The organism is Pseudomonas arsenicoxydans, assembly GCF_900103875.1.
GTDB lineage: Bacteria > Pseudomonadota > Gammaproteobacteria > Pseudomonadales > Pseudomonadaceae > Aquipseudomonas > Aquipseudomonas arsenicoxydans.
Genome location: NZ_LT629705.1, coordinates 5,871,638 through 5,896,983, shown reverse-complemented (window position 1 = coordinate 5,896,983; position 25,346 = coordinate 5,871,638). Strand labels below are relative to the sequence as shown.

General features: G+C 59.4%; 24 protein-coding genes. 15 read left to right on the top strand and 9 right to left on the bottom strand.

Going from position 1 to position 25,346, the window contains the following annotated elements; translation table 11 throughout:
* The first annotated feature begins 11 nt into the window (after nt 1–11).
* The 6 genes from BLQ41_RS27605 to flgE all read left to right on the top strand — a co-directional run bounded on the left by BLQ41_RS27605 (nt 12) and on the right by flgE (nt 5,147).
* Nucleotides 12–944: a chemotaxis protein CheV gene (locus tag BLQ41_RS27605; RefSeq protein WP_090187011.1), complete on the top strand. Its 933-nt coding sequence runs from the start codon at nt 12–14 to the stop codon at nt 942–944.
* A 47-nt stretch (nt 945–991) separates the two neighbouring features.
* The gene (cheR, locus tag BLQ41_RS27600) at nt 992–1,819 is read left to right on the top strand and encodes a protein-glutamate O-methyltransferase CheR (RefSeq protein WP_007899126.1); all 828 of its coding nucleotides are present in this window, start codon (nt 992–994) and stop codon (nt 1,817–1,819) included.
* A 369-nt stretch (nt 1,820–2,188) separates the two neighbouring features.
* Nucleotides 2,189–2,596, top strand: a complete 408-nt coding sequence (flgB, locus tag BLQ41_RS27595; RefSeq protein ID WP_090187008.1) for a flagellar basal body rod protein FlgB — start codon at nt 2,189–2,191, stop codon at nt 2,594–2,596.
* 3 nt (nt 2,597–2,599) lie between these two features.
* A complete protein-coding gene (gene flgC / locus BLQ41_RS27590) occupies nt 2,600–3,043 on the top strand; it encodes a flagellar basal body rod protein FlgC (RefSeq protein WP_027619263.1) in 444 nt (147 codons plus the stop codon).
* A gap of 15 nt (nt 3,044–3,058) precedes the next feature.
* Nucleotides 3,059–3,787, top strand: a complete 729-nt coding sequence (flgD, locus tag BLQ41_RS27585; protein WP_090187005.1) for a flagellar hook assembly protein FlgD — start codon at nt 3,059–3,061, stop codon at nt 3,785–3,787.
* A 31-nt stretch (nt 3,788–3,818) separates the two neighbouring features.
* A complete protein-coding gene (flgE, locus tag BLQ41_RS27580; RefSeq protein ID WP_090187002.1) occupies nt 3,819–5,147 on the top strand; it encodes a flagellar hook protein FlgE in 1,329 nt (442 codons plus the stop codon).
* Nucleotides 5,148–5,445: 298 nt separating this feature from the next.
* Here flgE and BLQ41_RS27575 read toward each other — a convergent pair whose 3' ends face one another.
* On the bottom strand, nt 5,446–8,340 hold the full coding sequence (locus BLQ41_RS27575; protein WP_090186999.1) for a ribonucleoside-diphosphate reductase subunit alpha: 2,895 nt from the start codon (nt 8,338–8,340) through the stop codon (nt 5,446–5,448).
* A gap of 736 nt (nt 8,341–9,076) precedes the next feature.
* Between BLQ41_RS27575 and BLQ41_RS27570 the strand changes: the two genes are divergently transcribed.
* Nucleotides 9,077–9,790, top strand: coding sequence for a response regulator (locus BLQ41_RS27570; RefSeq protein WP_090186996.1), 714 nt, complete (start codon nt 9,077–9,079; stop codon nt 9,788–9,790).
* Nucleotides 9,787–11,397 (top strand): ATP-binding protein, encoded by a 1,611-nt coding sequence (locus tag BLQ41_RS27565; RefSeq protein ID WP_090186994.1) that lies wholly within the window; start codon nt 9,787–9,789, stop codon nt 11,395–11,397. The genes BLQ41_RS27570 and BLQ41_RS27565 overlap by 4 nt, the downstream gene beginning before the upstream one ends.
* Before the next feature lie 124 nt (nt 11,398–11,521).
* Here the strand turns inward: BLQ41_RS27565 and BLQ41_RS27560 are convergent, their stop codons facing one another.
* Both BLQ41_RS27560 and BLQ41_RS27555 read right to left on the bottom strand, forming a co-directional pair.
* Nucleotides 11,522–12,247 (bottom strand): 4'-phosphopantetheinyl transferase family protein, encoded by a 726-nt coding sequence (locus BLQ41_RS27560; RefSeq protein ID WP_197678905.1) that lies wholly within the window; start codon nt 12,245–12,247, stop codon nt 11,522–11,524.
* Between the two features lie 163 nt (nt 12,248–12,410).
* Complete coding sequence (locus BLQ41_RS27555) at nt 12,411–13,202, bottom strand: dienelactone hydrolase family protein (protein ID WP_090186988.1); 792 nt, start codon at nt 13,200–13,202, stop codon at nt 12,411–12,413.
* Nucleotides 13,203–13,559: 357 nt separating this feature from the next.
* Between BLQ41_RS27555 and BLQ41_RS27545 the strand changes: the two genes are divergently transcribed.
* The 3 genes from BLQ41_RS27545 (at nt 13,560) to BLQ41_RS27535 (ending at nt 16,424) form a co-directional block, all read left to right on the top strand.
* Nucleotides 13,560–14,237 (top strand): response regulator, encoded by a 678-nt coding sequence (locus tag BLQ41_RS27545; RefSeq protein WP_090186985.1) that lies wholly within the window; start codon nt 13,560–13,562, stop codon nt 14,235–14,237.
* Nucleotides 14,234–15,580 carry an ATP-binding protein gene (locus tag BLQ41_RS27540; RefSeq protein WP_090186982.1) on the top strand — a complete coding sequence of 449 codons (1,347 nt, stop codon included), beginning with the start codon at nt 14,234–14,236 and terminating at the stop codon, nt 15,578–15,580. Before BLQ41_RS27545 ends, BLQ41_RS27540 begins: the two co-directional genes overlap by 4 nt.
* 475 nt (nt 15,581–16,055) lie before the next feature.
* Complete coding sequence (locus tag BLQ41_RS27535) at nt 16,056–16,424, top strand: DUF6124 family protein (RefSeq protein WP_090186979.1); 369 nt, start codon at nt 16,056–16,058, stop codon at nt 16,422–16,424.
* 139 nt (nt 16,425–16,563) lie between these two features.
* On the opposite strand, the gene BLQ41_RS27530 is transcribed toward BLQ41_RS27535, so the two are convergent.
* Nucleotides 16,564–17,562 carry an AraC family transcriptional regulator gene (locus tag BLQ41_RS27530; protein WP_090186977.1) on the bottom strand — a complete coding sequence of 333 codons (999 nt, stop codon included), beginning with the start codon at nt 17,560–17,562 and terminating at the stop codon, nt 16,564–16,566.
* 338 nt (nt 17,563–17,900) lie between these two features.
* Between BLQ41_RS27530 and BLQ41_RS27525 the strand changes: the two genes are divergently transcribed.
* On the top strand, nt 17,901–19,235 hold the full coding sequence (locus BLQ41_RS27525; protein ID WP_090186974.1) for a dicarboxylate/amino acid:cation symporter: 1,335 nt from the start codon (nt 17,901–17,903) through the stop codon (nt 19,233–19,235).
* Nucleotides 19,236–19,380: 145 nt separating this feature from the next.
* Entirely contained in the window at nt 19,381–20,562 is a 1,182-nt protein-coding gene (locus BLQ41_RS27520) for a CaiB/BaiF CoA transferase family protein (RefSeq protein ID WP_090186971.1), read from the top strand.
* A gap of 54 nt (nt 20,563–20,616) precedes the next feature.
* On the opposite strand, the gene BLQ41_RS27515 is transcribed toward BLQ41_RS27520, so the two are convergent.
* Together BLQ41_RS27515 and BLQ41_RS27510 are read right to left on the bottom strand one after the other, a co-directional pair.
* Nucleotides 20,617–21,111 (bottom strand): SprT family zinc-dependent metalloprotease, encoded by a 495-nt coding sequence (locus BLQ41_RS27515; protein WP_090186968.1) that lies wholly within the window; start codon nt 21,109–21,111, stop codon nt 20,617–20,619.
* A gap of 157 nt (nt 21,112–21,268) precedes the next feature.
* Nucleotides 21,269–21,871, bottom strand: coding sequence for a Yip1 family protein (locus BLQ41_RS27510; RefSeq protein WP_090186965.1), 603 nt, complete (start codon nt 21,869–21,871; stop codon nt 21,269–21,271).
* 280 nt (nt 21,872–22,151) lie between these two features.
* On the opposite strand from BLQ41_RS27510, the gene ttcA reads away from it, so the two are divergent.
* Nucleotides 22,152–22,976, top strand: a complete 825-nt coding sequence (gene ttcA, locus BLQ41_RS27505; protein ID WP_090186962.1) for a tRNA 2-thiocytidine(32) synthetase TtcA — start codon at nt 22,152–22,154, stop codon at nt 22,974–22,976.
* Nucleotides 22,977–23,108: 132 nt separating this feature from the next.
* On the top strand, nt 23,109–23,783 hold the full coding sequence (locus BLQ41_RS27500) for a DNA-3-methyladenine glycosylase I (protein WP_090186959.1): 675 nt from the start codon (nt 23,109–23,111) through the stop codon (nt 23,781–23,783).
* Between the two features lie 114 nt (nt 23,784–23,897).
* Here BLQ41_RS27500 and BLQ41_RS27495 read toward each other — a convergent pair whose 3' ends face one another.
* The 3 genes from BLQ41_RS27495 to arsC are packed head-to-tail and all read right to left on the bottom strand — an operon-like array spanning nt 23,898 to nt 25,271.
* A complete protein-coding gene (locus BLQ41_RS27495) occupies nt 23,898–24,323 on the bottom strand; it encodes a DUF2069 domain-containing protein (protein ID WP_090186957.1) in 426 nt (141 codons plus the stop codon).
* A gap of 1 nt (nt 24,324) precedes the next feature.
* A complete protein-coding gene (gene wrbA, locus BLQ41_RS27490) occupies nt 24,325–24,921 on the bottom strand; it encodes an NAD(P)H:quinone oxidoreductase (protein ID WP_090186954.1) in 597 nt (198 codons plus the stop codon).
* Entirely contained in the window at nt 24,918–25,271 is a 354-nt protein-coding gene (gene arsC / locus BLQ41_RS27485; RefSeq protein ID WP_090186951.1) for an arsenate reductase (glutaredoxin), read from the bottom strand. The genes wrbA and arsC overlap by 4 nt, the downstream gene beginning before the upstream one ends.
* Between the last annotated feature and the right edge of the window lie 75 nt (nt 25,272–25,346).

Sequence of the window (25,346 nt, the reverse complement as noted above, 5' to 3'; positions counted from 1 at the left end):
GAGTTCTGTGCATGGCTGGTGTAATGGATTCAGTAAACCAGCGCACGCAACTGGTGGGGCAGAATCGCCTTGAACTGTTGTTGTTCCGTCTTGACGGTCAGCAGCTGTATGGGATCAACGTTTTCAAGGTTCGTGAGGTGCTGCAATGCCCCAAGCTGACCCTGATGCCCAAGTCCAGTCCTGTCGTGTGCGGTGTGGCAAATATCCGGGGGGCGACCATTCCGATTCTCGATCTGGCAATGGCGACCGGCTCCGGCGCGCTTAAGGATCAGAGCAATCCGTTTGTGATCATTACGGAGTACAACACCAAGACCCAGGGTTTCCTGGTGCGCTCGGTGGAGCGCATCGTCAACATGAACTGGGAGGAAATTCATCCACCTCCCAAGGGTACCGGGCGCGATCATTACCTGACCGCTGTGACTCGGGTCGACAATCAGCTAGTCGAAATCATCGACGTCGAAAAAGTGCTGGCGGAAGTGGCACCCACACCGGAAGCGATTTCGGTCGGTGTGGTGGATGTCGAAACCCAGCACAAAGCGTTGTCGCTGCGGGTCTTGACGGTTGATGACTCATCGGTGGCGCGCAAGCAAGTGACGCGCTGCCTGCAAACGATCGGCGTCGAAGTGGTGGCGTTGAACGACGGTCGGCAAGCGCTGGAATACCTGCGCAAGCTGGTCGACGAGGGCAAGAAGCCGGAAGAAGAGTTCCTGATGATGATTTCCGACATCGAGATGCCGGAAATGGACGGGTACACGCTGACGGCCGAGATCCGCGCCGACCCGCGCATGCAAAAGCTTCATATCATCCTGCATACTTCGTTGTCGGGCGTATTCAATCAGGCGATGGTCAAGAAAGTCGGTGCTGATGACTTCCTTGCCAAATTCCGTCCTGATGACCTGGCATCCCGGGTAGTCGACCGGATCAAAGCAGCAGATATCAGCTAGGGGCCTTTTGCCCCTGGCGGTTCAACACGATTTAAGAGGCGGTATCTTTGTCTACGGGTAATTTGGATTTCGAACAGTTCCGGGTATTCCTGGAAAAAGCCTGTGGCATTTTGCTCGGTGAAAACAAGCAATACCTGGTATCGAGCCGTCTCAACAAACTGATGGAACAGCAGGGTATCAAGTCGTTGGGTGAACTGGTCCAGCGCATTCAGACCCAGCCGCGCAGTGGTTTGCGCGAGATGGTGGTGGATGCCATGACCACCAACGAAACCCTGTGGTTTCGTGACACCTATCCGTTTGAAGTCTTGAAGAACAAGGTGTTGCCCGAAGCGATCAAGGCAGCCCCCGGTCAGCGTCTGCGGATTTGGTCGGCGGCGTGCTCGTCGGGTCAGGAACCGTATTCGCTGTCGATGTCCATCGATGAGTTCGAGCGGGTCAACATGGGCCAGTTGAAAATGGGTGTGCAGATCGTTGCCACTGATTTGTCCGGCACCATGCTGACCAACTGCAAGACCGGCGAGTACGACAGCCTGGCCATCGGCCGTGGCCTGTCGCCCGAACGCCTTCAGCGTTATTTCGACCCCAAGGGGCCGGGACGCTGGGCGATCAAGGCGCCGATCAAGAGTCGCGTGGAGTTTCGCTCGTTCAACCTGCTCGACAGCTACGCAGCCCTGGGCAAGTTCGATATCGTGTTCTGCCGCAACGTGTTGATCTACTTTTCCGCCGAGGTGAAGAAAGACATCCTGCTGCGCATTCACAGCACGCTCAAACCCGGCGGTTATCTGTTCCTTGGCGCTTCCGAAGCGCTGAACGGTTTGCCGGACCACTACCAGATGGTCCAGTGCAGCCCGGGGATCATTTACCAGGCGAAGTGATGGGTTGGCGGCACACATGAAAACGGGAGTCCTCAGGGGCTCCCGTTTTTTTATGCCTGATGATTTCTCGGCACCACCGCCATTCCCTGTGGGAGCCGGGCTTGCCCGCGATAGCGGTATCACAGGCGAAGTTGATGTGACTGACACACCGCCATCGCGGGCAAGCCCGGCTCCCACAGGGAATGGCGGTGTTCTGAAAATCGGTGACAAGCGGCAGAAAAGCGGCAGACGGCGGAAACCGGTTGCCGCTTTTCTGGCATTGCCGCCTTGCCACCGCCCGCAAAGCCCCGGTTTACGGGATTTTTTGAATTGGCACGCCGCTTGCTATGTCTCTGTTACGAAAATCAGGTCACCCGAAGGTTTCCCGACATGAGCATCAGCTTCGATAAAGCGCTCGGTATCCACGAACAAGCCTTGGGCTTTCGCGCCCAGCGTGCCGAAGTCCTGGCCAACAACATTGCCAACGCCGATACCCCGAACTACAAGGCTCGGGACCTGGAGTTCTCCAAAGTGCTCGCTGCACAGAACGAGAAAACCAATGGCGGCACCTTTGCCTTGAACATGACCAACAGCCGTCATATCGAAGCCGAAGGCCTGGGTAACGGCGACGAATCGCTGATGTATCGCACCCCGATGCAACCGTCGATCGACCAGAACACCGTTGACGCTCAACTGGAACAGTCGAATTACGCGGAAAACGCGGTCGGCTTCCAGGCCAGCTTCACCCTGCTCAACAGCAAATTCAAAGGGCTGATGGCAGCCCTGCGCGGAGAGTAATTCATGTCTCTATCCAGTGTTTTCAACATTGCCGGTAGCGGCATGAGTGCCCAGACCACTCGCTTGAACACCGTGGCTTCGAACATCGCCAACGCCGAAACCGTTTCGTCGAGCATCGACCAGACCTATCGCGCCCGTCACCCGGTATTCGCCACCATGTTCCAGGGCGGCCAGAGCGGCGGCGGTGATTCGCTGTTCCAGAACCAGGACGCGGCCGGTCAAGGCGTGCAAGTGCTGGGTGTGGTTGAGGATCAGAGCAACCTTGAGGCGCGTTACGAGCCGAACCATCCAGCGGCCGACGCCAAGGGTTACGTCTACTACCCCAACGTCAACGTCGTCGAAGAAATGGCCGACATGATTTCCGCCAGTCGTTCGTTCCAGACCAACGCCGAAATGATGAACACCGCCAAAACCATGATGCAGAAGGTCCTGACTCTCGGTCAGTGATAAGGGGCGACTCAGATGAGTGTTACCGATTCCACCAGCAGCCTCAGCGTCAATGACATTCTGGCGAACTCTTCCGTCAAATCCAGCAGCTCCACGTCGGGCGGCATTGCCTCCGCGACCAACAGCGCGACGGGCGGCCAGGCGCTGGGCAAGGATGCGTTCCTGCAATTGCTGGTCACCCAGCTCAAAAACCAGAACCCGCTGGACCCGCAGGACAACAGCGCGTTCGTCGCCCAGTTGGCCCAGTTCAGCAGCCTGGAAGGCATCACTACGCTCAACAGCACGGTCAGCTCGATTGCCGGCAACTACAGCTCTTCGCAAGCGTTGCAGGCCTCGTCCCTGGTCGGCCGCTCCGTGATCGTGCAGACCAACAATATCCAGGTCGATGATCCGACCAAGGCTGTCAACGGCTCGGTCAATCTGACGTCGTCCATCTCCAGCGGCACCGTGACCGTTACCGACAGCACTGGCAAAACAATCAGAACCATTGATCTGGGCACTCGTGCGGTCGGCAGTTCCAGCTTCACGTGGGATGGCAAGGACTCGAGCGGCAACCCCGTTCCGGTCGGTGCCTACACCATCAAGGCCAGTGCGCCGGTCAACGGCACGGCGACGGACCTGGCGGTTTACCTGCCGGCCACCGTCAACAGCGTGACCCTGAGCCAGACCGGCGGCGAGCTGACGCTCAACCTCGCGGGCCTGGGCCCCGTCGCCCTGTCCAAAGTTCAAACCATTGGTATATAGAGCCGACTAACCCGGCACAAAGGAGTGGAATATGTCTTTCAATATCGGCCTTAGCGGTCTCTATGCAGCCAACAAACAACTGGACGTGACCGGTAACAACATCGCCAACGTCGCGACTACCGGTTTCAAATCCTCCCGCACCGAATTTGAAGACGTCTACTCGGCGACCAAACTCGGCAGCGGCGGCAAAGTGGTCGGCAGCGGCGTGCGCCTGGCCAACGTGTCCCAGCAGTTCACCCAGGGTGACATCAACAACACCGGTAACGTGCTGGACATGGGCATCAACGGTTCGGGTTTCTTCGCCCTGAGCAACAATGGTTCGGTGTCTTACACCCGTAACGGTACGTTCAAGGTCGACAAGGACGGTTTCATCACCAACACCGATTACACGTCTCGCCTGCAAGGCTACGGCGTGGATGCCAACGGCAAGATCATCAACGGCGTGTTGACTGACCTGAAACTCGACACCTCGAACCTGGCACCGAAGTCCACTTCGGCTGTGGCATCGACAATCAACTTGAACTCGACGGCTCCGGTCATCGACGATACCGTCCCGGCGGGCAAGTTCGACCCAGCACTGACGGCGACCTACACCAAATCGTTCAGCACCCCGATCTATGACAGCCAGGGCAACAAGCACGAGATGGATCAGTACGTCGTGAAAACGGCTGGCAACACCTGGAAGGTTTATACCCTGGTAGACGGTCGTAACCCGGATGCTACCGGCAGCGACCCGAAAACCACTGCCCCGATCGCTTCGACACTGTCGTTCGACAGCGGCGGCAAGTTGACTCAGGTGAGCACGCCAGATCCGTTGGGCGGACCTGCAATCATCAGCAGTGACTTGACGCTGAAAAGCTGGGTACCAGGCACTGTGACCAATGGCGTCTGGACAGCCAACGGCGCCGCCGCGAACCCGGCAGGCGTGACCATCTCGATGGCCAAGACTACCCAGTACAACGCTGACACCGCGCGTTCGATCCCGACCCAGGACGGTTACGCCACTGGCCAGATCACCAACCTGACCATCGACGGCACCGGTACTCTGTTCGCTAACTTCAGCAACAACCAGAGCAAGGCCATCGGCCAGGTTGCGCTGGCCAGCTTTACTAACGAACAGGGCCTGCAAGCGATTGGCGGCACTAGCTGGAAAGAGACCTTCGCCTCGGGTATCCCAGGCTATGACGCTCCGGAAACCGGGACCCTGGGCTCCATCCAGTCCAACTCCCTGGAAGAGTCCAACGTCAACCTGACCAACGAACTGGTCAACCTGATCAAGGCGCAGAGCAACTACCAGGCAAACGCCAAGACTATTTCCACCCAGAGCACCATCATGCAGACCATCATTCAGATGACCTGATGCTGGTTAGCTGAAAAGCGCTGCACAAATGGCCCCTCGCAATAGGGGCTTTTTTTTGCCGGAATTTTTTATCTGGTGCCGAGGTTTGGGTTGTCTGTGCCGGCCTCTTCGCGGGCAAGCCCGCTCCCACAGGAGACCGGGGTTGCCCAGAGAAATGCGATCAACTGTGGGAGCGGGCTTGCCCGCGAAGGCGTCAGCTCGGCTGCTACTTTCCTTGGGGCAAAAGAAAACCCCCGACAATCCAGAGGACTGATCGGGGGTTTTCGAGTCAGCGCCTTTCAGCGCTCACCGACTCAGCTTATTGGCAAGCTTCGCAATCCGGCTCGTCAATCGCGCAGGCCTTAGGCACTGGCGCCGGACCGGCAGGAGCTGCCAGGACCGAATCTTCACCGTGGTTGCCGCCGCTGGAAACAGCGTTCAGCTTGCCGGTGTTGATGGTCGACTTCTCGGTGCTGGTCGCGGCCAGGGCACGGAGGTAGTAAGTGGTTTTCAGGCCACGGTACCAAGCCATGCGGTAGGTCACGTCCAGCTTCTTGCCCGATGCACCCGCGATGTACAGGTTCAGCGATTGAGCCTGGTCGATCCACTTCTGACGACGGCTGGCCGCGTCAACGATCCACTTGGTGTCCACTTCGAAAGCAGTCGCGTAGAGCTCTTTGAGTTCTTGCGGAATGCGCTCGATCTGCTGCACCGAACCGTCGTAGTACTTCAGGTCGTTGATCATGACCGCGTCCCACAGACCGCGAGCCTTCAGGTCGCGAACCAGGTACGGGTTGATCACGGTGAATTCGCCCGACAGGTTCGATTTCACATAGAGGTTCTGGTAGGTCGGTTCGATCGACTGCGAGACGCCAGTGATGTTGGCGATGGTCGCGGTCGGTGCGATGGCCATGATGTTGGAGTTACGAATGCCTTTCTGTACACGGGCGCGAACCGGTGCCCAGTCCAGGGATTCGTTCAGGTCAACATCGATGTACTTCTGGCCACGCTGTTCGATCAGGATCTGTTGCGAGTCCAGCGGCAGGATGCCTTTGGACCACAGCGAACCCTGGAACGTCTCGTAGGCGCCGCGCTCGTCGGCCAGGTCGCAGGAAGCCTGGATCGCGAAGTAGCTGACCGCTTCCATCGACTTGTCGGCGAACTCGACGGCAGCGTCGGAACCGTAAGGAATGTGCTGCAGGTACAGCGCGTCCTGGAAGCCCATGATGCCCAGGCCGACCGGACGGTGCTTGAAGTTGGAGTTCTTCGCTTGCGGCACCGAGTAGTAGTTGATGTCGATCACGTTATCGAGCATGCGAACGGCGGTGTTCACGGTGCGTTCCAGCTTGGCGGTGTCCAGCTTGCCGTTGACGATGTGGTTCGGCAGGTTGATCGAGCCCAGGTTGCAAACGGCGATCTCGTCCTTGTTGGTGTTCAAGGTGATCTCGGTGCACAGGTTCGAGCTGTGGACCACGCCCACGTGCTGCTGCGGGCTGCGCAGGTTGCACGGGTCTTTGAAGGTCAGCCAAGGGTGGCCGGTTTCAAACAGCATGGACAGCATTTTGCGCCACAGGTCTTTGGCCTGGATGGTCTTGAACAGCTTGACCTTGCCCGGGTACTCGGTCAGGGCTTCGTAGTACTCGTAACGCTCTTCGAAAGCCTTGCCGGTCAGGTCGTGCAGGTCCGGCACTTCGGATGGCGAGAACAGAGTCCACTTGCCGTCATCGAAGACGCGCTTCATGAACAGGTCAGGGATCCAGTTGGCGGTGTTCATGTCGTGGGTACGACGACGATCATCACCGGTGTTCTTGCGCAGCTCGATGAACTCTTCGATATCCATGTGCCAGGTTTCCAGGTAGGCACAGACAGCGCCTTTGCGCTTGCCACCCTGGTTAACGGCGACGGCGGTGTCGTTCACTACTTTCAGGAACGGTACAACGCCCTGGGATTTGCCGTTGGTGCCCTTGATGTAAGAACCCAGCGCACGAACAGGCGTCCAGTCGTTGCCCAGGCCGCCAGCGAATTTGGACAACATGGCGTTGTCGTGGATCGCGTGGTAGATGCCGGACAGGTCATCCGGCACGGTGGTCAGGTAGCAGCTCGACAGCTGTGGACGCAGGGTGCCGGCGTTGAACAGGGTAGGGGTCGAGGACATGTAGTCGAAGGACGACAACAGGTTGTAGAACTCGATCGCACGGTCTTCCTTGTTCTTCTCTTCGATCGCCAGGCCCATGGCCACGCGCATGAAGAAAATCTGCGGCAGTTCGAAGCGGATACCGTCCTTGTGGATGAAGTAACGGTCGTACAGGGTTTGAAGGCCCAGGTACGTGAACTGCTGATCACGCTCGTGGTTGATCGCCTTGCCGAGTTTTTCCAGGTCGAAGGTGGCCAGGACCGGGTTCAGCAATTCGAACTCGATACCCTTGGCGATGTACGCAGGCAGGGCCTTGGCGTACAGGTCGACCATTTCGTGGTGGGTCGCGCTTTCGGCAACGTTCAGGAAGCTCAGGCCTTCGGCACGCAGGGTGTCCATCAGCAGGCGGGCGGTGACGAACGAGTAGTTCGGCTCGCGCTCGACCAGCGTACGGGCGGTCATCACCAGAGCGGTGTTGACGTCGGTCAGGGCCACGCCGTCGTACAGGTTTTTCAGGGTTTCGCGCTGGATCAGGTCGCCGTCGACCTCTTCCAGGCCTTCGCACGCTTCGGTGACGATGGTGTTCAGGCGGCCCATGTCCAGCGGAGCAAAGGTGCCATCGGCGCGGGTGATGCGGATCGACGGATGAGCGTTGACTGCTTGCTCGGCCGGGGCGTGGGCAGCGCGTTCTTTCGAACGGCCGTCACGGTAGATCACGTAGTCGCGAGCCACTTTCTGCTCGCCGGCACGCATCAGGGCCAGTTCGACCTGGTCCTGGATTTCTTCGATGTGGATGGTGCCGCCCGATGGCATGCGACGCTTGAAGGTCGCGGTGACTTGTTCGGTCAGGCGGGCAACGGTGTCATGGATTCGCGACGAGGCGGCAGCGGTGCCGCCTTCAACTGCGAGAAACGCTTTGGTGATCGCGACGGTGATCTTGTCATCGGTGTAAGGAACGACAGTGCCGTTACGCTTGATCACGCGCAGCTGACCAGGCGCGGTGGCGGACAGATCCGAAGTCGAATCAGCGGCCTGCGGCAAGGTGCCCTGCGGGTTCTCGCGAGTTGTGTCGGTTTGCATGGGGGGTTGTCTCCACATTCTCTATGTTTGTTTGGGCACCATCACGGTGCCCACCGTTCTGTCCTGAAGCACTACAACCGACGAGGTGCCGGGTATAACAACTTCGGGACAGTAGGAAAAAGGCTAATGATGCCGCTTCCTTGCCGAAGTCTTTGGCGGCGAGCCTGCGCTCGAAGCCGGATTCCTTTCAGGGGTGCCAGTTATGACTGCAACACCCGTACCGTTCTGACCGTTCAGGCCTGGAAAAACGGTGCCATCCGCGCACGCGGTTTGGGCTTGTAAATTCGTGCTTGGTTCAACCTTGAACACGCAATAAAGCGCTTGAGTTTCAGGTCTGAAATGTGGTTGGGCTTTTAAGCTAAAACCCTACATGTAGGGTTTTTTTCGCGCCGAGGTACAAGATAATGCGTTTTGGAGGGTGTTGCAACGTACTACCTGTGGATAAACCTGTGCGTAAATTGTGTGTGAAACGTGGAACGGGCGTGTAGGCCGCGACCTAGCTGGAGCGGATGGTTTTCCACTGATTTTCAGCGATCGAAAACAGTCATTCGGATTTTTAAGGGCGCGAACCCTATCACAAAAAACCCGGTTGTCCGAACGCATTTGCCGGCTTGTGTTCTCGGCGTTCGGCGTTTATACAATCGGCCAGTGTGTATGCATTCTTATCCTCCCCAATCATTACAAAAAGACGGGCGGATCCTTCCTTATTAAGTGTTGTTGGCAAGCAGAGGTCACCGTGGAGCAAGAAGCCTGGCAGGTATTGATTGTGGAGGACGACCAGCGTCTGGCCGAACTGACCCGCGAATACCTGGAAGCCAATGGCCTGCGCGTGTCGATCGAAGGCAATGGTGCGCTGGCCGCTGCGCGCATCATCAACGAGAAGCCGGACCTGGTGATTCTCGACCTGATGTTGCCGGGCGAAGACGGCCTGAGCATCTGCCGCAAGGTGCGCGACAAGTATGACGGCCCGATCCTGATGCTCACCGCCCGCACCGACGATACCGATCAAATTCTTGGCCTCGACCTGGGTGCCGACGATTACGTGTGCAAACCGGTGCGTCCGCGCCTGTTGTTGGCGCGTATCCAGGCGCTGTTGCGCCGCAGTGAAACCCCTGAGGTGGCCCCGGAAAAGCAACGGCGCCTGCAGTTCGGTCCGCTGGTGGTGGACAACGCATTGCGCGAGGCCTGGCTCAATGACAGCGGCATCGAGCTGACCAGCGCTGAGTTTGACCTGCTGTGGTTGCTGGTGGCCAACGCTGGCCGAATCCTGTCCCGGGAAGAGATTTTCACCGCGCTGCGCGGAATCGGCTATGACGGCCAGGATCGCTCCATCGATGTGCGCATCTCGCGCATCCGTCCCAAAATCGGCGACGACCCGGATCATCCGCGACTGATCAAAACCATCCGCAGCAAGGGGTATCTGTTCGTTCCGGAAGCCTGCAACCCGTGAACTCGATCTTCCTGCGCATCTACGGCGGCATGTGCGCGGCGCTCATTCTGGTGGCTGTGCTGGGCGTGCTGGCGTTGCATTTGCTCAACCAGGTGCGCAGCGAGCAATACCGCGAGCGCCTGGCCCACGGCACCTTTTCGCTGATGGCCGACAACCTGCAACCGATGAACGATACCGAGCGCCACCGGGCGTTGCTGGTGTGGGAACGCTTGCTCGGCATTCCATTGGCATTGAACACCTTTGCCCAGACCGACCTCGACCTGACCCAGCGCACCCGTGTACTGCGCGGCCAGGCGCTGGTGGAACAAACCGGCCCGCATGCGGCGAAGGTTTATCGTCTGGTCAGCGAAAAGGAACAGCTTGTCCTCACGGGTGAGGTCCAGCAGATCAGCGAGCAACTGGCGCGGGCCACCATTTATCTGTTGGCCGACGAACTGGTGCGCGTACCGGTGGCCGAACAGCCCAAGCGTCTGGCGCAGTTGAAACAAGACAAGGGCTTTGGTTTCGACCTGCGCCTGGTCACCGTCGACCAGGCGGACATGGACGAGGACCAGAGCCGCCGCATCGCCGAGGGCGACACGGTGATGGCGTTGGGCAAGGGCGGCGATTCGATCCGGGTATTCGCCGGCATGGTCGGCACGCCGTGGGTGCTGGAGATCGGCCCGCTGTATCAGATGAATCCGTATCCGCCGGAATGGCTGGTGCTGATCGCGGCCCTGGGTTTGAGCCTGATCGGTTTGATCGTCTATCTGTTGGTGCGTCAATTGGAGCGCCGCTTGCGTGGCCTCGAAGCCGCCGCCACGCGCATCGCCAAGGGCAGCCTGGAAACCCGTGTGCCGGCACGCGGCGCCGATTCGGTGGGGCGCCTGGCCTCGGCGTTCAACGGCATGGCCGAGCACTTGCAGCAGTTGCTGGCGATCCAGCGGGAGCTGGTGCGCGCGGTGTCCCACGAATTGCGCACACCGGTGGCGCGCCTGCGTTTTGGCCTGGAGATGATCGGCTCGGCCACCACGCCGCAGGCTCTGGAGAAATACCTTGAAGGCATGGACCATGACATCGAGGACCTCGACAAACTGGTCGACGAAATGCTCACGTACGCGCGGCTGGAGCAGGGCTCGCCGGCGCTGAATTTTCAGCGGATCGATCTGGATGCGCTGGTGAGTCAGGTGATCGAGGAGCTGGCGCCATTGCGCGCCGATGTCACCGTGCAGCGTGGCTTGTGTTTGTCGGCTGCCGATTGCGATGACGCCTGGGTTGAAGCCGAGCCGCGCTATCTACACCGGGCAATGCAGAACCTGGTGAGCAATGCCATGCGCCATGCTTCGTCACGGGTAACCGTCAGTTATCAGGTCGGGCAACAGCGTTGCAGGGTGGACATCGAAGATGATGGACCGGGCGTGCCGGAGTCGGCATGGGAGAAAATCTTCACGCCGTTCCTGCGCCTTGATGACAGCCGAACTCGCGCCTCGGGTGGGCATGGTCTGGGCTTGTCGATCGTGCGACGGATCATCCATTGGCATGACGGGCGGGCGTTGATCAGCAAGAGCAAGAGTCTGGGCGGGGCTTGTTTCAGTCTGAGTTGGCCGAGGAATCAGGAGAGGCGCTGAGATTGTTGGTGTTCTTTAGGGCCTCATCGCGGGCAAGCCTGCTCCCAGAGGGATCTCAGGTGCTGCGTAGATCGTGTGGGAGCGGGCTTGCCCGCGATGAGGCCAGTACACGCACCGAAAATCCTCAGGCCTTGATGCTTACCAGACTCAACAACTGCCCATCCTTGATCCCAAACTGCGCGTCCAGCTCAGTGCCGTTGCGCCACTCGCTGGACAAGTCCGTCAGCAGGCGCAGCCGCACCTCGCCGGCCTCGGTCCACTCCAGCACTTCGGCATGCTCGAAATAAAACCGCTGCTGGACTATCGGATACAGCGCCTTGAACAAACTCTCCTTCACCGAAAACGTCAGCGTCACCAGCAGCGCCAACTGATCGCGAGCACCAGCCGCCATTCGCTGCATCTCCACCGGTGTGAGGATTTCCCCGGCCAGGCGCTCGGCCCGTTCAGGGTTGAGCAGGTTTTCCAGGTCCATCCCCAAACCGCGCCAATCACTTTTTTTCGCCACAATCGCCGCCGCACGGCCGGTGCTGTGGGTGATGGAGCCGCTGATATGCGCAGGCCACACCGGGGCGCGGTCTTCACCGATGGCCGGGGTAAAACTCTGTCCTTCCAACTGCTGCAACGCGGCACGTGCGCAAACACGCCCGGCGAGAAACTCGGCCTGACGTTTGGCGACCGAGCGCTGAATGCTCGCCGGCGGCTCGATGGCGCTGCGCAGGAAATCATCGCTGGCCAGTTGCGCGGTATCGAAGTGAGTGCTCAACAGCACGGTATCGGGCAGCACAAACGGCAGCGGCCAATGGGCATCGAGTGGGGTGCAGCAGGCGGGTAGGGCGGGGACGGAAGTCATGTCGGGCATTTTGCCGGGTTGCCTTTGTGCTGGGTAGTGCAACGGTTCAGATGATCGTTCCCACGCTCTGCGTGGGAATGCAGCCCGGGACGCTCCGCGTCCCATTAGAACGCGGAGCGTCCCTTGAGGCATTCCCACGGGGACCGTGGGAACGATCAGTGTGTCAGCCAAAAATCTTCTTGAAGAACGCCTGCATGTCCGCCCAGGATTTTTCATCCGCCGCTTTGTTATAGCCAATGTCCGGCCCGGCATGATCGCCATGGCTCAAGCGATCCGCATCCGGATTACTGAACCCGTGCTTGGCGCCTTCAAGGCTGACGAACTTGTAGTCAGCCCCGGCCTTGTCCATTTCAGCCTTGAACGCCGCCACATTGTCCGCCGTCACCATGCTGTCCAGAGCGCCATGCTCCACGAGGATTTTCGCCTTTACGCTCCCCGGTGTCGCTGGCGTCTGGGTCGCCAGCGCGCCGTGGAAACTCACGACGCCGGCCAGCGGCACGCCTTGGCGCGCCGCATTCAGCACCACGCCGCCACCGAAGCAGTAACCGATGGCGGCGATTTTATTCGGGTCGGTCTGCGCCTGTTTCTTCAGCAAATCGAGCCCGGCCTGAAAGCGCGCGCTGGACGCGGCACTGTCTTTGAGCGCTGCCTGCATGAAGGTCATGGCGTCTTTGGGATGTTCGGTGTTCTTGCCCTCGCCATACATGTCGATGGCCAGGGCGCTGTAGCCCAGGCCAGCCAGGTCGCGGGCGCGGCGTTTGGTGTAGTCATTGAGCCCCCACCATTCGTGCACCACCACCACGCCAGGTCGTTGACCTTTGATGGCGTCGTCGTAAGCGTAATAGCCGATAAGCTGGGTGCCGTCAGGGCTCTGATAGGGAATTTCCTGAGTCTTGATCGCGGCTTGGCTGAGCCCGCTCAAGGCCAGTAATAGGAGGGCGAGGCAAACACGCATGGTCGGATCTCCTGCAATAAAGTCATCAAAACCGTCGGGTGGATGAGATTCAGTTTATGTTCAGAGTGCGTTCAGGGTGGGATGCGTAACCTTGTTCCGTGTCCAGAAAGCTAATTTACTCTTGGACAGACCGGCGACAAGGTCAAAAAGTCCCACGCCCTGAACGACAATGTGTCGGGCTCACACAATGGCATTAAACTGCATCAGGTAAACCTGCTGGGCAGCTACGATCTGTTCCACCCAGTGGTCGGTCGCATCCCATTATTCGGCGGCGCCACGGCCGCTCCCACAGGTTGCGCCGCTTACCTGACTGGCGAAACCATGCTTTGGAGATGTTGATTTGCCTAGGAGCGCGTTATGAAACTGCTGGTCGTTGAAGATGAAGCGCTGTTGCGTCATCACCTGCAAACACGCCTGACGGACAGCGGCCATGTGGTCGAGTCCGTGGCCAATGCTGAAGAAGCGCTCTACCAGACCGAGCAATTCAACCATGACCTGGCGGTGATCGACCTCGGCCTGCCCGGCATGGGGGGGCTTGATTTGATTCGTCAGCTGCGCTCACGCGGCAATACCTTCCCGATCCTGATCCTCACCGCACGCGGCAACTGGCAGGACAAAGTCGAAGGACTCGCTGCCGGCGCCGACGATTACGTGGTCAAGCCGTTCCAGTTCGAGGAACTCGACGCACGCCTGAACGCCTTGCTGCGCCGCTCCAGCGGTTTTACACAGTCGACCATCGTCGCGGGGCCGCTGTTGCTGGACCTCAATCGCAAACAGGCCACCCTCGACGAACAACCGCTGGCCCTGACCGCGTACGAATACCGGATCCTGGAATACCTCATGCGTCATCACCAGCAAGTGGTGGCCAAGGATCGCCTGATGGAGCAACTTTACCCGGACGACGATGAGCGCGATCCGAACGTCATCGAAGTGCTGGTCGGCCGTCTGCGCCGCAAACTCGAAGGCCCGACCGGTTTCAAACCGATCGACACCGTGCGTGGCCTCGGCTACCTGTTCAATGAGCGCTGCACTTGATTCGATCCCTTCGTGTCCGTTTGATGCTCGCCGCCACCTTGCTGGCGGTGTTGTTCATGCTGGCGTTGCTGCCCGCGATGCAGGGCGCGTTCAGCCTCGCGTTACAGGATTCCATCGAGCAGCGCCTGGCGTCGGACGTCACCACGCTGATCTCCGCTGCGCGGGTGGAAAACAACACCCTGCAAATGCCCGTGCAGTTGCCCGATGAACGCTTCAACCTGACCGACAGCCGCTTGCTCGGCTACATTTACGACCGTGAAGGGCATCTGGTGTGGCGTTCCAGAGCCACCCGCGAAGAAATGCTCAACTACAAACCGCGCTACGACGGACTCGGCAGCGAATTTGCGCGCATTCGCGAAGCCAATGGTCAGGAGTTCTTCGTCTACGACGTCGAAGTCAAACTGCTCGGCGGCAAAAATGCAGCATTCAGCTTCGTTGCGCTGCAACCGGTGCGCGAATACGAAGCGACCCTCGAAGGCTTGCGCGAAAATCTCTACCTCGGTTTTGGTGCCGCATTGCTGGTTCTGCTCGCCTTGCTGTGGATCGGTTTGACCTGGGGTTTGCAGGCCTTGCGCCGGCTCAGTCAGGAGCTCGACGAAATCGAAAGCGGCGCCCGCGAAAGCCTCACCGAACAACACCCACGCGAACTGCTGCGCCTGACCGGTTCCCTCAACCGTTTGCTGCACAGCGAACGCGAACAGCGCAGCCGCTACCGCGACTCGCTCGACGACCTGGCCCACAGCCTGAAAACCCCTCTGACCGTGCTGCAAGGCGTCAGTGAAGACATGGCCAAACGCCCGCAAGACCGCGATCAAGCGCGGGTTTTGCAAAACCAGATCGAACGCATGAGCCAGCAGATCAGCTATCAACTGCAACGTGCCAGCCTGCGCAAAAGCGGTCTGGTGCGCCATCAGGTGCGCCTGCGCCCAGTGCTGCAAAGCCTGTGCGACACGCTGGACAAGGTCTACCGCGACAAGCCCGTGCGCGTCGCTTTCGATCTGCCGGACCCTTGTTACGTGCCGATCGAGCAGGGCGCCTTGCTGGAAATGATGGGCAACCTGCTGGAAAACGCCTACCGACTCTGCCTTGGCGAAGTGCGCATCAGCGTGCGTGAAACGTTAAGCGGGGTTGAGTTGTGCGTTGAAGATGACGGGCCGGGCGTACCGCCGGACCAGCGGGCACGCATTCTTGAACGCGGGGAGCGCCTGGACCGGCAACATCCGGGTCAGGGCATTGGCCTGGCGGTGGTCAAGGACATCATCGAGAGCTACAGCGCCAAGCTGACGCTGGGGGATTCGCCGATGGGCGGGGCGGCGTTCCGGATTCATTTTCCGGTGGTTTGATATCAGCGCGTGGCCGAAAAGATCGCAGCCTCGTTGCACTCGACAGCTCCTACAGAGATTTGCGTGCGCCTGTAGGAGCTGTCGAGTGCAACGAGGCTGCGATCTTTTGATTTTAAACAGCGCTGTTTAAAACACATCTCCAGACACTCACTCAGGCTACACATCCTTGCGCCGTAACCTACGGCTACGCCAGAATCCGCTGGCTTGTGCGCCTGGGGCGTGGACTCTATCGTTTGCGGGTCGCTGACGAATCAGCGATCGGGTTTAGCGATCCGCCCCATACACAGACGCAAAAACGCCCAAGATTGATTGCAGTTTTCACTGACTGCAATTCGCTTAATGGTGGCTGTGCGTGGGAGACCTTCGGGTCTACCCGGGGTTTCTGTGTCCCGGATCGCTAACCTGCGTACAGCCGCCACCTTTTACTTGTTTAGCGATAGGTCGTGGTGGCTCCACCAATCACGGAGATTCAAGCATGTTCAAAAACACACCCAACCCACCCGACGCCGACGACGTTTCCCCCTACGAATCCACCGATTCGAAAAAATTCAACGAAGCCGCCGACCGCGCGCTCGACTACTACCTCAAACCCGCCACGCTCAATGAAGCGCCGCGCAAACCCAGCACTGTCTACTTCGTCGGCCCCGACACCGACGACGAAACGCTGCTGGTCAACGCCTGTGAATCCCTGGCGTCGGCGAGCGTAATGCTGAGTAATTTCGCGGGATTGATCGAGGGTTCCCATCGCCACACGGTGTTGGGGATCCAGCAAGTCGTGATGCTCGGTGAGCTGGCGGTGAACCGGATGCTGGACAGGCTTGATCCGCAGAATGCGACTGGCTAAATGATCGTTCCCACGTCGAGGCGTCGAACCGTCCGCGTGGGAATGCCTCAAGGGACGCTCCGCGTTCCAGCTCCCGAAAGGGACGCAGAGCGTCCCGGGCTGCATTCCCACGCAGAGCGTGGGAACGATCAGTGGGTCTTCAGTTCTCTTGTGCGCGGTAAGCCCCTGGCGTCACCCCGGTCCATTTCTTGAACGCCCGGTGAAACGCCGAAGGTTCGGAAAACCCTAGCTGCTCGGCAATCTGTTGCAACGACAGATCCGCCCGGCCCAAGTGATAAATCGCAATGTCCCTGCGCAACTGATCCTTCAATTCCTGAAAACTCGACCCTTCTTCACGCAAGTGCCGGCGCAGGGTCTGCGGGCTGATGTGCAGGTGTGCCGCCACGGCTTCCAGGTCCGGCCAGCGTGAACTGTCGCGGCTGAGCAAGCGGCGCAACTGGCTACTCAGGCTGTCGCCGTCATCCGGGCGCGAGAGCAGGTCGGCGGGGGAGTGTTCAAGGAAGTGCTTGAGGGTGCGCTCGTCCTGTAACAACGGCATGTTCAAGTAACGACTGTGAAACAGCAGGCTGCTCTGCGCCGAGGAAAACACCATGGGGCAGGGGAACAGCAAGTCGTATTCGGCGCCGTGCTCGGGCTTTGGGTAACTGAAGGTCACCTGTTCCAGCCGGATACGCTGACCGATCAGCCAGCTGCCGAGGCGATGCCACACCATCAATTGGCTTTCGGTCAGGAAATGGTCCGGGTCCTGGAACTTCGAATCGTCGAGGCTCAGGCGGATCATTTCATCTTCGCGGGTCAGGGTCAGACGCGGGCCGTCGGGGAATAGGCTATAAAATAATAAGCCGCGATGCAGTGCTTTTTCCAGATTGCGGCAGTGAATCACGGCATGGCACATCATCGCGAAGGTCCCGGTTTTGCTGGGCACCGGCCCGAAGCCGAGGTATTCGTCGTCCAGTGCCAGCCACAAACCCTGGATCAAACGGGTGAACTGCTCAGGGGCAATACGCGCGCGCGGCTCATCCAGCAACTCGGTGCTGATTCCCAGTTGTTGCAACAGATTGGAACAGTCATACCCAAGGCGTTTTGCGCCACCGAGGGCGGCACGGGCGAAATGACTGGCGATGGTGCGTTCACGCATAGGAGGCAGGTCCGTCCATTGAACGGCGGATGGTAGCCGCGGTGCACGACGATGAACAAGGCGGATATCCGCCAAATTGCAGGACGGGTTCTGGTCGATGGGCGGAAATCCGCCACATTGTTCTTGCCGATGGGTGGCATGGAAAAGCTGTAACCCCTGATGTCAAAAGGCTTGCGGGGATTTTGCAGAAGGTGGCACGGGCCTTGCGATACAACTGGCAGATGCTTGCCGTTGCGCAGCTCGACAAAACAAATCCCTCCAGTGCAGGAGGGTTCGCAATTGAAGTGTTCAGGGCAACAGATGGATGTTGTCACCGGGCACTCTTGAGGAACTTTGCAATGACGACTCGTCAGCCACTGTACAAATCCCTGTATTTCCAGGTGATCGTTGCCATCGCTATCGGCATCCTGGTCGGTCACTTCTACCCACAGACCGGTGTGGCCCTCAAGCCGCTGGGTGACGGGTTCATCAAACTGATCAAAATGATCATCGCCCCGATCATCTTCTGCACCGTCGTCAGCGGTATCGCGGGCATGCAGAGCATGAAGTCGGTCGGCAAGACCGGCGGTTACGCGCTGCTGTACTTCGAAATCGTGTCGACCATTGCATTGCTGGTCGGTCTGGTGGTGGTCAACATCGTGCAGCCGGGCGCCGGCATGCACATCGACGTGACCACGCTGGATGCCTCCAAAGTCGCTCAATACGTAGCCGCCGGTGCTGATCAAAGCGTCGTTGGCTTCCTGCTGAACGTGATCCCGAACACCATCTTCGGCGCATTCGCCACCGGCGATATCCTGCAAGTGCTGATGTTCTCGGTGATCTTCGGTTTCGCCCTGCATCGCCTGGGTGCCTACGGCAAGCCGATCCTGGACTTCATCGATCGCTTCGCCCACGTCATGTTCAACATCATCAACATGATCATGAAGCTCGCGCCACTCGGTGCCCTGGGCGCCATGGCGTTCACCATCGGTGCCTACGGTGTGGGTTCGCTGGTGCAACTGGGTCAACTGATGGCCTGCTTCTACATCACTTGCGTCGTGTTCGTACTGGTCGTGCTGGGCGGTATCGCTCGCGCTCACGGTTTCAGCGTGCTGAAAGTGATTCGCTACATCCGTGAAGAACTGCTGATCGTGCTGGGTACTTCTTCTTCGGAATCGGTACTGCCACGCATGCTGATCAAAATGGAACGCCTGGGCGCGCAGAAATCCGTGGTGGGTCTGGTGATCCCGACCGGTTACTCGTTCAACCTCGACGGTACTGCGATCTACCTGACCATGGCGGCGGTGTTCATTGCTCAGGCAACCGACACCCACATGGACATCACGCACCAGATCACCCTGCTGGTGGTGTTGCTGCTGTCCTCCAAAGGCGCTGCCGGCGTGACCGGTTCGGGCTTCATCGTATTGGCCGCTACCTTGTCCGCCGTTGGCCACCTGCCGGTTGCCGGTCTGGCGCTGATTCTGGGTATCGACCGCTTCATGTCCGAAGCTCGCGCACTGACCAACCTGGTGGGTAACGCTGTTGCTACTCTGGTTGTGGCCAAGTGGGTCAAGGAGCTGGACGTTGACGTGATGCACGCAGAACTGGCTTCTGGCGGTCGTGGTATCTCCGACGAACGCGTTGAAGACGACCTGGGCGTAGCCGAAGGCGCTACCCCAAGCAACGTCAAGTAAGACTTGCTGCAATGAAGAAACCCGCTTCGGCGGGTTTTTTCATGCCCGGGATTTGAGCGTAACGGTCACAGTCGCTGACACTTCAAGTGATTGCTGCAATGCCATTGCCTGCCTAGGCTTGAAGCATCGCTCACGGAGATTGCTCATGCTCGGTCCACTGGCATCACTCAAGGTTCTGGATTTCTCGACACTGCTGCCGGGGCCATTTGCCTCGTTATTGCTGGCGGACATGGGCGCCGAGGTCTTGCGCATCGAATCGCCGACCCGCATGGACCTGTTACGGGTATTGCCGCCGCACGATCATGGCGTGTCCGCCAGCCACGCCTACCTCAACCGCAACAAGCGCAGCCTGGCGCTGGACCTCAAGCAACCCGAGGCGCTAGAGGTGATCAAGCAGCTGCTGGCGGACTACGACATCGTGCTGGAGCAATTCCGTCCCGGCGTGATGGAAAGGCTGGGGCTGGGGTATGAAGCGTTGAAGGCGATCAATCCGAGGCTGATCTACGTGTCGATCACCGGCTACGGGCAGACCGGCCCCTACAAGGATCGCGCCGGCCATGACATCAATTATCTGGCGTTGGCAGGGTTGGCGAGCTACACCGGTCGCGCCGACAGCGGGCCGTTGCCGCTGGGCATGCAGGTGGCGGACGTCGCCGGCGGTTCGCTGCATGGGGTCATCGGCCTGCTGGCAGCAGTGATCGCCCGGCAACAAACCGGGGTGGGGCAGCACCTGGACGTGAGCATGACCGACTGCGCCTTCAGCCTGAACGCCATGGCGGGCGCCGGGTACCTGGCCTGCGGCGTGGAGCCGGGCAGGGAAGATCAAATGCTCAATGGCGGCAGCTTCTACGACTATTACCGCTCGCGGGACGGGCGCTGGTTATCGGTGGGCAGTCTGGAGCCGGGCTTCATGAAGCAATTGTGTACGGCGTTGGGGCTGGAGGAACTGTCGGCGCTGGGCTTGTCGCCTCAGCCGTCCCAGCAAAAGAAGCTCAAGGAAGCGCTGAAAACTGAATTCGAGAAGCACGACTTTGCCGAGTTGTGCTCCCTGTTTGCCGAACTCGATGCGTGTGTCGAACCGGTATTGAGCCTGAGCGAGGCGGTGCGGCATCCGCAGCTCAAGGCGCGTGAGCTGGTGACTGAGGTGCCGCGTGGGGATGGTTCGACCCAGGCACAGATGGCCTGCCCGTTGAAGTTTTCAGATGGATTGCCAGAACCCCGGCATGTGGGCGCGTCGTTGGGGCAGCATACGGATCAGGTGTTGGCGGAGTTGGGGTTTAGCGCACAGCGGATTGAGGAATTGCGAGCAGCGAAAGTCGTAAGTTGACGCAGAGCGTCCATGGCGGCATTCCCACGCAGGAGCGTGGGAACGATCGTGCGGTTACTCGACCCGCATCTCCCCGCTAAACACCAACGTGCTGCGGCATCTGCGGCACAAATAACGGCGTCCTTGCCGCACCAGGCTATGGCGCTGGGCCGAGAACGGAAAGTCACTGTCGACGCACGGGCATTTATAGATATAGCGCGTCACGCTGCGGCGTTTGACGTCGTAGGTGTGGCAGCGGTTAGGCGGCAATTCATAAACGCCGCGCATGATCAGTTGCCACTCTTCGCCATGCGGCTGGATGCGGTCGCCGAACAGTTGATGGGCGATCAGGTGCGCGACTTCATGGGCCACGGTCTGCTTGAGGAAGTCTTCGGTGTTTTCCCGGTACAACTGAGGATTGAAGCGCAGCAGGTTCTCGTGCAAATGCGCGACACCGGCTTTTTGACCGCGCAGCTTGAGGCTCACCACGGGGCGTTTGAAAGTTCGTTTGAAAAAGGATTCGGCGAGTTGGTAACAGTCTTCGACGCGGGTATTGAGTTGCTCGGGCATGCTTGATGGATCTCCAGAGACGTCGAGTATGCCGCAAGGCCGGGGCCTTGCGAATCGTCGATGTGCCGAGTGGTCGTCACCTTCTTTGTGCTTGGGCATTAGAAGGCCGCCTTGCGGCGGCCTGTATTGGCAGATCTGGTTATTAGTGGGTGAGTTGCTAATTGGTATAGACCGGCCCCACGCCGAGTCCCCAGACAATAACGGTAAACGCCATGATGGCCACCAGCACCACCAGGCCTACGGCAAGCACTGAACTGGAAAACAGGAATCCCTCGTCCGATGGAATGTTCATGAAGGTTGGTAAGCCCACATACAGCAGGTAAACGGTGTAGCAGATGGCCGCCGTCCCGACGATCATCCCCAGCCACATGTGTGGATACAGCGCCGCCAGACCGCCAATGAACAGCGGTGTCGCGGTATAGGTCGCAAACGCAACACAACGGGCCAGGCTCGGATTGGCGTCATACGTGCGGGCCATCCAGTGGATGAATGCGCCCATCACCGCGACACCGCCGAGCATCGCCAGGTACGACATGATCGTCATCCATAGCGCGCTTTCATGGGTCAGCATCACCGGTGCCCGGCTGCCAATGACCCAGCCGACCTGAGTGGTGCCGATAAATGCCGACACGGCAGGGATCGCCGCCAGAATCAGCGTGTGAGTCAGGTACATGTGGCTGATGCTTTCCTCTTGGTCGCCACGGATTTGTTTCCATTCCTGGTCGGGGTGGGTGAAGAGCCCCACTACGTGATGGATCATGCCAGTCACTCCTCTTGTTTTTACCGTCGCCCCCCAGTGGAGCGCCTACAGGCCAAAGTGGCCAAGTAAGTAATAGGTCTGGATATGTCAGCGACCTTATGTCGCAGTATAGAAAGGTCTTTACGGCGCAGGTGCGGGGGCGTTAGAGCAAATCGCGCTGTAAACACCTGCGTTAATCGCCGCAGGGTCTGTCACCACCCACCGGGGATCGGGGGCTCTTCGCCCGTGACCGGTTTTTGCGTAAAATGCCGGCCTTTCGTCACACTCACGGATTCGCGTCATGGGCACACTCACGGTCAACCAGAACAAACTGCAAAAGCGTCTGCGCCGTCAGGCCGGTGAAGCTGTTGCCGATTTCAACATGATTGAAGACGGCGACAAGGTCATGGTCTGCCTGTCCGGGGGCAAGGACAGCTACACCATGCTCGACGTGCTGCTGCACTTGCAGAAGGTCGCGCCGATCAAGTTTGAAATAGTGGCCGTGAACATGGACCAGAAACAGCCAGGCTTCCCCGAAGAAGTGCTGCCGGCGTACCTGAAAACCCTGGGTATCGAGTACCACATCGTCGAGAAAGACACCTATTCGGTGGTCAAGGAGCTGATCCCGGAAGGCAAGACCACCTGCTCGTTGTGCTCACGCCTGCGTCGCGGCACGCTCTACACCTTCGCCGACGAAATCGGCGCGACCAAAATGGCCCTCGGTCACCACCGCGACGACATCGTCGAGACGTTCTTCCTCAACATGTTCTTCAATGGCTCGCTCAAAGCCATGCCACCCAAGTTGCGCGCCGACGATGGCCGCAACGTGGTGATCCGCCCGCTGGCCTACTGCAACGAAAAAGATATCCAGGCCTACTCGGACTTAAAGCAATTCCCGATCATTCCGTGCAATCTTTGCGGTTCTCAGGAAAACCTGCAGCGCCAGGTGGTCAAGGAGATGTTGCAGGAGTGGGAGCGCAAGACCCCGGGCCGCACCGAAAGCATCTTCCGCAGCTTGCAAAACGTCATCCCGTCGCAACTGGCGGACCGCAACCTGTTCGACTTCACCAACCTGCGTATCGACGAAACCGCCGCGTCGCGGTTCGTCAACGTAGTGAACCTCTAAACACAATCACTGTGGGAGCCAGCCTGCTGGCGATGGCGGTGGGTCAGACACATCATTGTTGACTGACCCACCGCCATCGCCAGCAGGCTGGCTCCCACATGGGTCTATTTCACTTATTCATCTGGAGAGGGCATGCGCGATTACAAGTGGCTGCACGAATACTGTCTGAACCGCTTCGGTTCGGCGGCTGAACTGGAAGCCCATCTGCCCGTTCCCAAGACCCCGGCGCAATTGCGCAAGATCAGCGATGATCGCTACCTCTCGACCATGGCGCTGCGCGTGTTCCGCGCCGGCCTCAAGCACAGCCTGGTAGACGCCAAGTGGCCGGCCTTCGAAGAAGTGTTCTTCAAGTTCGATCCGGAAAAAGTCGTGCTGATGAGCGCCGAGCACCTGGAGCGCCTGATGCAGGACGCGCGGATCATTCGCCACTTGGGCAAGCTCAAGAGCGTGCCGCGCAATGCGCAGTTCATTTTGGATGTGGCCCATGAAAAGGGCAGCTTTGGCGAGTTGATCGCCGATTGGCCGGTGACCGATATCGTCGGCTTGTGGACCTTCCTGAAAAAGCGCGGGCATCAATTGGGCGGGTTGTCGGCGCCGCGCTTCTTGCGCATGGTCGGCAAGGACACGTTTGTACCGAGCTACGACGTGGTCGCGGCGTTGAACGCGCAGAAGATCGTCGACAAGGTGCCGACCAGTCTGCGCGATCTGGCGTTGGTGCAGGATGTGTTCAACCAGTGGCATGAGCAGAGCGGCGGGCGGGCGATGAGCCAGATTTCGATGATGCTCGCGTACACCGTCAATCATTAAGACCGAGTCGCCTGCATCGCAGGCAAGCCAGCTCCCACATGATCTCTGTTGAAACACAACGGTGTGATCAACTCAAAAACCTGTGGGAGCGGGCTTGCCCGCGATAGCGGTGTGTCAGGCGACGGAGGTTTCGCCTTCGCCGGCGAGCTTGCGATTCAACTGAAACCGCCACCGCACATACAGCAACGCCGAGCAAAACACCGCCAGGCTTGCGCCCATCTCCAGCAAACCGAACAGCTGCCGGTTCGGGTCATAGGCGGCCAACGCGCCCTTGATGAAATACAGGTTCACCACAAAACACATCCACGAATGCCCGCGTGCGCTGCCGATAATCATTCCCGGCGCCAATAACAGCAGGGGCACCAGCTCGATCAGCAGAATTACCCACGGCCGCGCGCCATGCAGGTCGGCGACCAGCAGGTAGTAGACGCACAACAACCCCACCAGGCCGAAAAAGCACAGCAGGCTGACAACCCGCATCGCCCGGACTCGCGGTTCGAGCCATTCGATGGCGGGCAGAATCTTCGGCTTCTTCGCCATGTCAGCCCTCCAGCTTCAGTGCAGTCTTCGCCAGCCGCAGGCCCAACGCCCGGCACAGTGCGACTTCATGCTGATTCAATCCCTGTTTGCCATCGGCCCCGGCGTGATGGCTGGCGCCGTAAGGCGTGCCGCCGCCACGGGTTTCCAGCAAGGCCGATTCGCTGTAGGGCAGGCCGGTGATCAGCATGCCGTGGTGCAATAACGGCAGCATCATCGACAACAGCGTGGTTTCCTGGCCACCGTGCAGGCTTGCGGTCGAGGTGAAGACGCCAGCCGGTTTGCCCACCAGAGCGCCGGTCAGCCACAGGTTGCTGGTGCCATCGAGAAAGTACTTGAGCGGCGCCGCCATGTTGCCGAAACGGGTCGGGCTGCCCAAGGCCAGGCCCGCGCAGTTTTTCAAGTCGTCGAGGCTGGCGTACAGCGCGCCTTCGTCGGGAATGTCCGGCGACACAGCTTCACATTCGGTGGAGATCGCCGGCACGGTGCGCAACCGCGCTTCCATTCCGGCCTGTTCGACACCACGGGCAATCTGGCGCGCCATTTCATTGGTCGAGCCGCTGCGGCTGTAATACAGAACCAGAATGTACGGTGCGCTCACGGCAGCAACTCCAGCACATTCTCCGGCGGACGGCCGATGATGGCTTTGTCGCCGACTTCCAGGATCGGTCGCTCCATGAGTTTGGGGTGAGCGGCGATGGCAGCGATCAATTGCGCCTCGCTCAGGCTGGCGTCGGCCAGGTTGAGGGTTTTGTACTCCTCCTCACCGGTGCGCAGCAGTTGTCGGGCGCTGATGCCGAGTTTGGTCAGCAGACTCTGGATTTGCGCGGCGTCCAGCGGCGTTTCCAGGTAACGGACCACGGTCGGGGCCAGGCCACGGGCTTCGAGCAGTTCGAGCGCACCGCGGGATTTCGAGCAGCGCGGATTGTGATAAAGCGTCAGATCGGTCATGTGCGGGTCGCATCTTGCGTAAGGTGGCGGCTATTCTAACTGGGCAGCGCGTAATCCAGAACCTTGCGAGGCGAT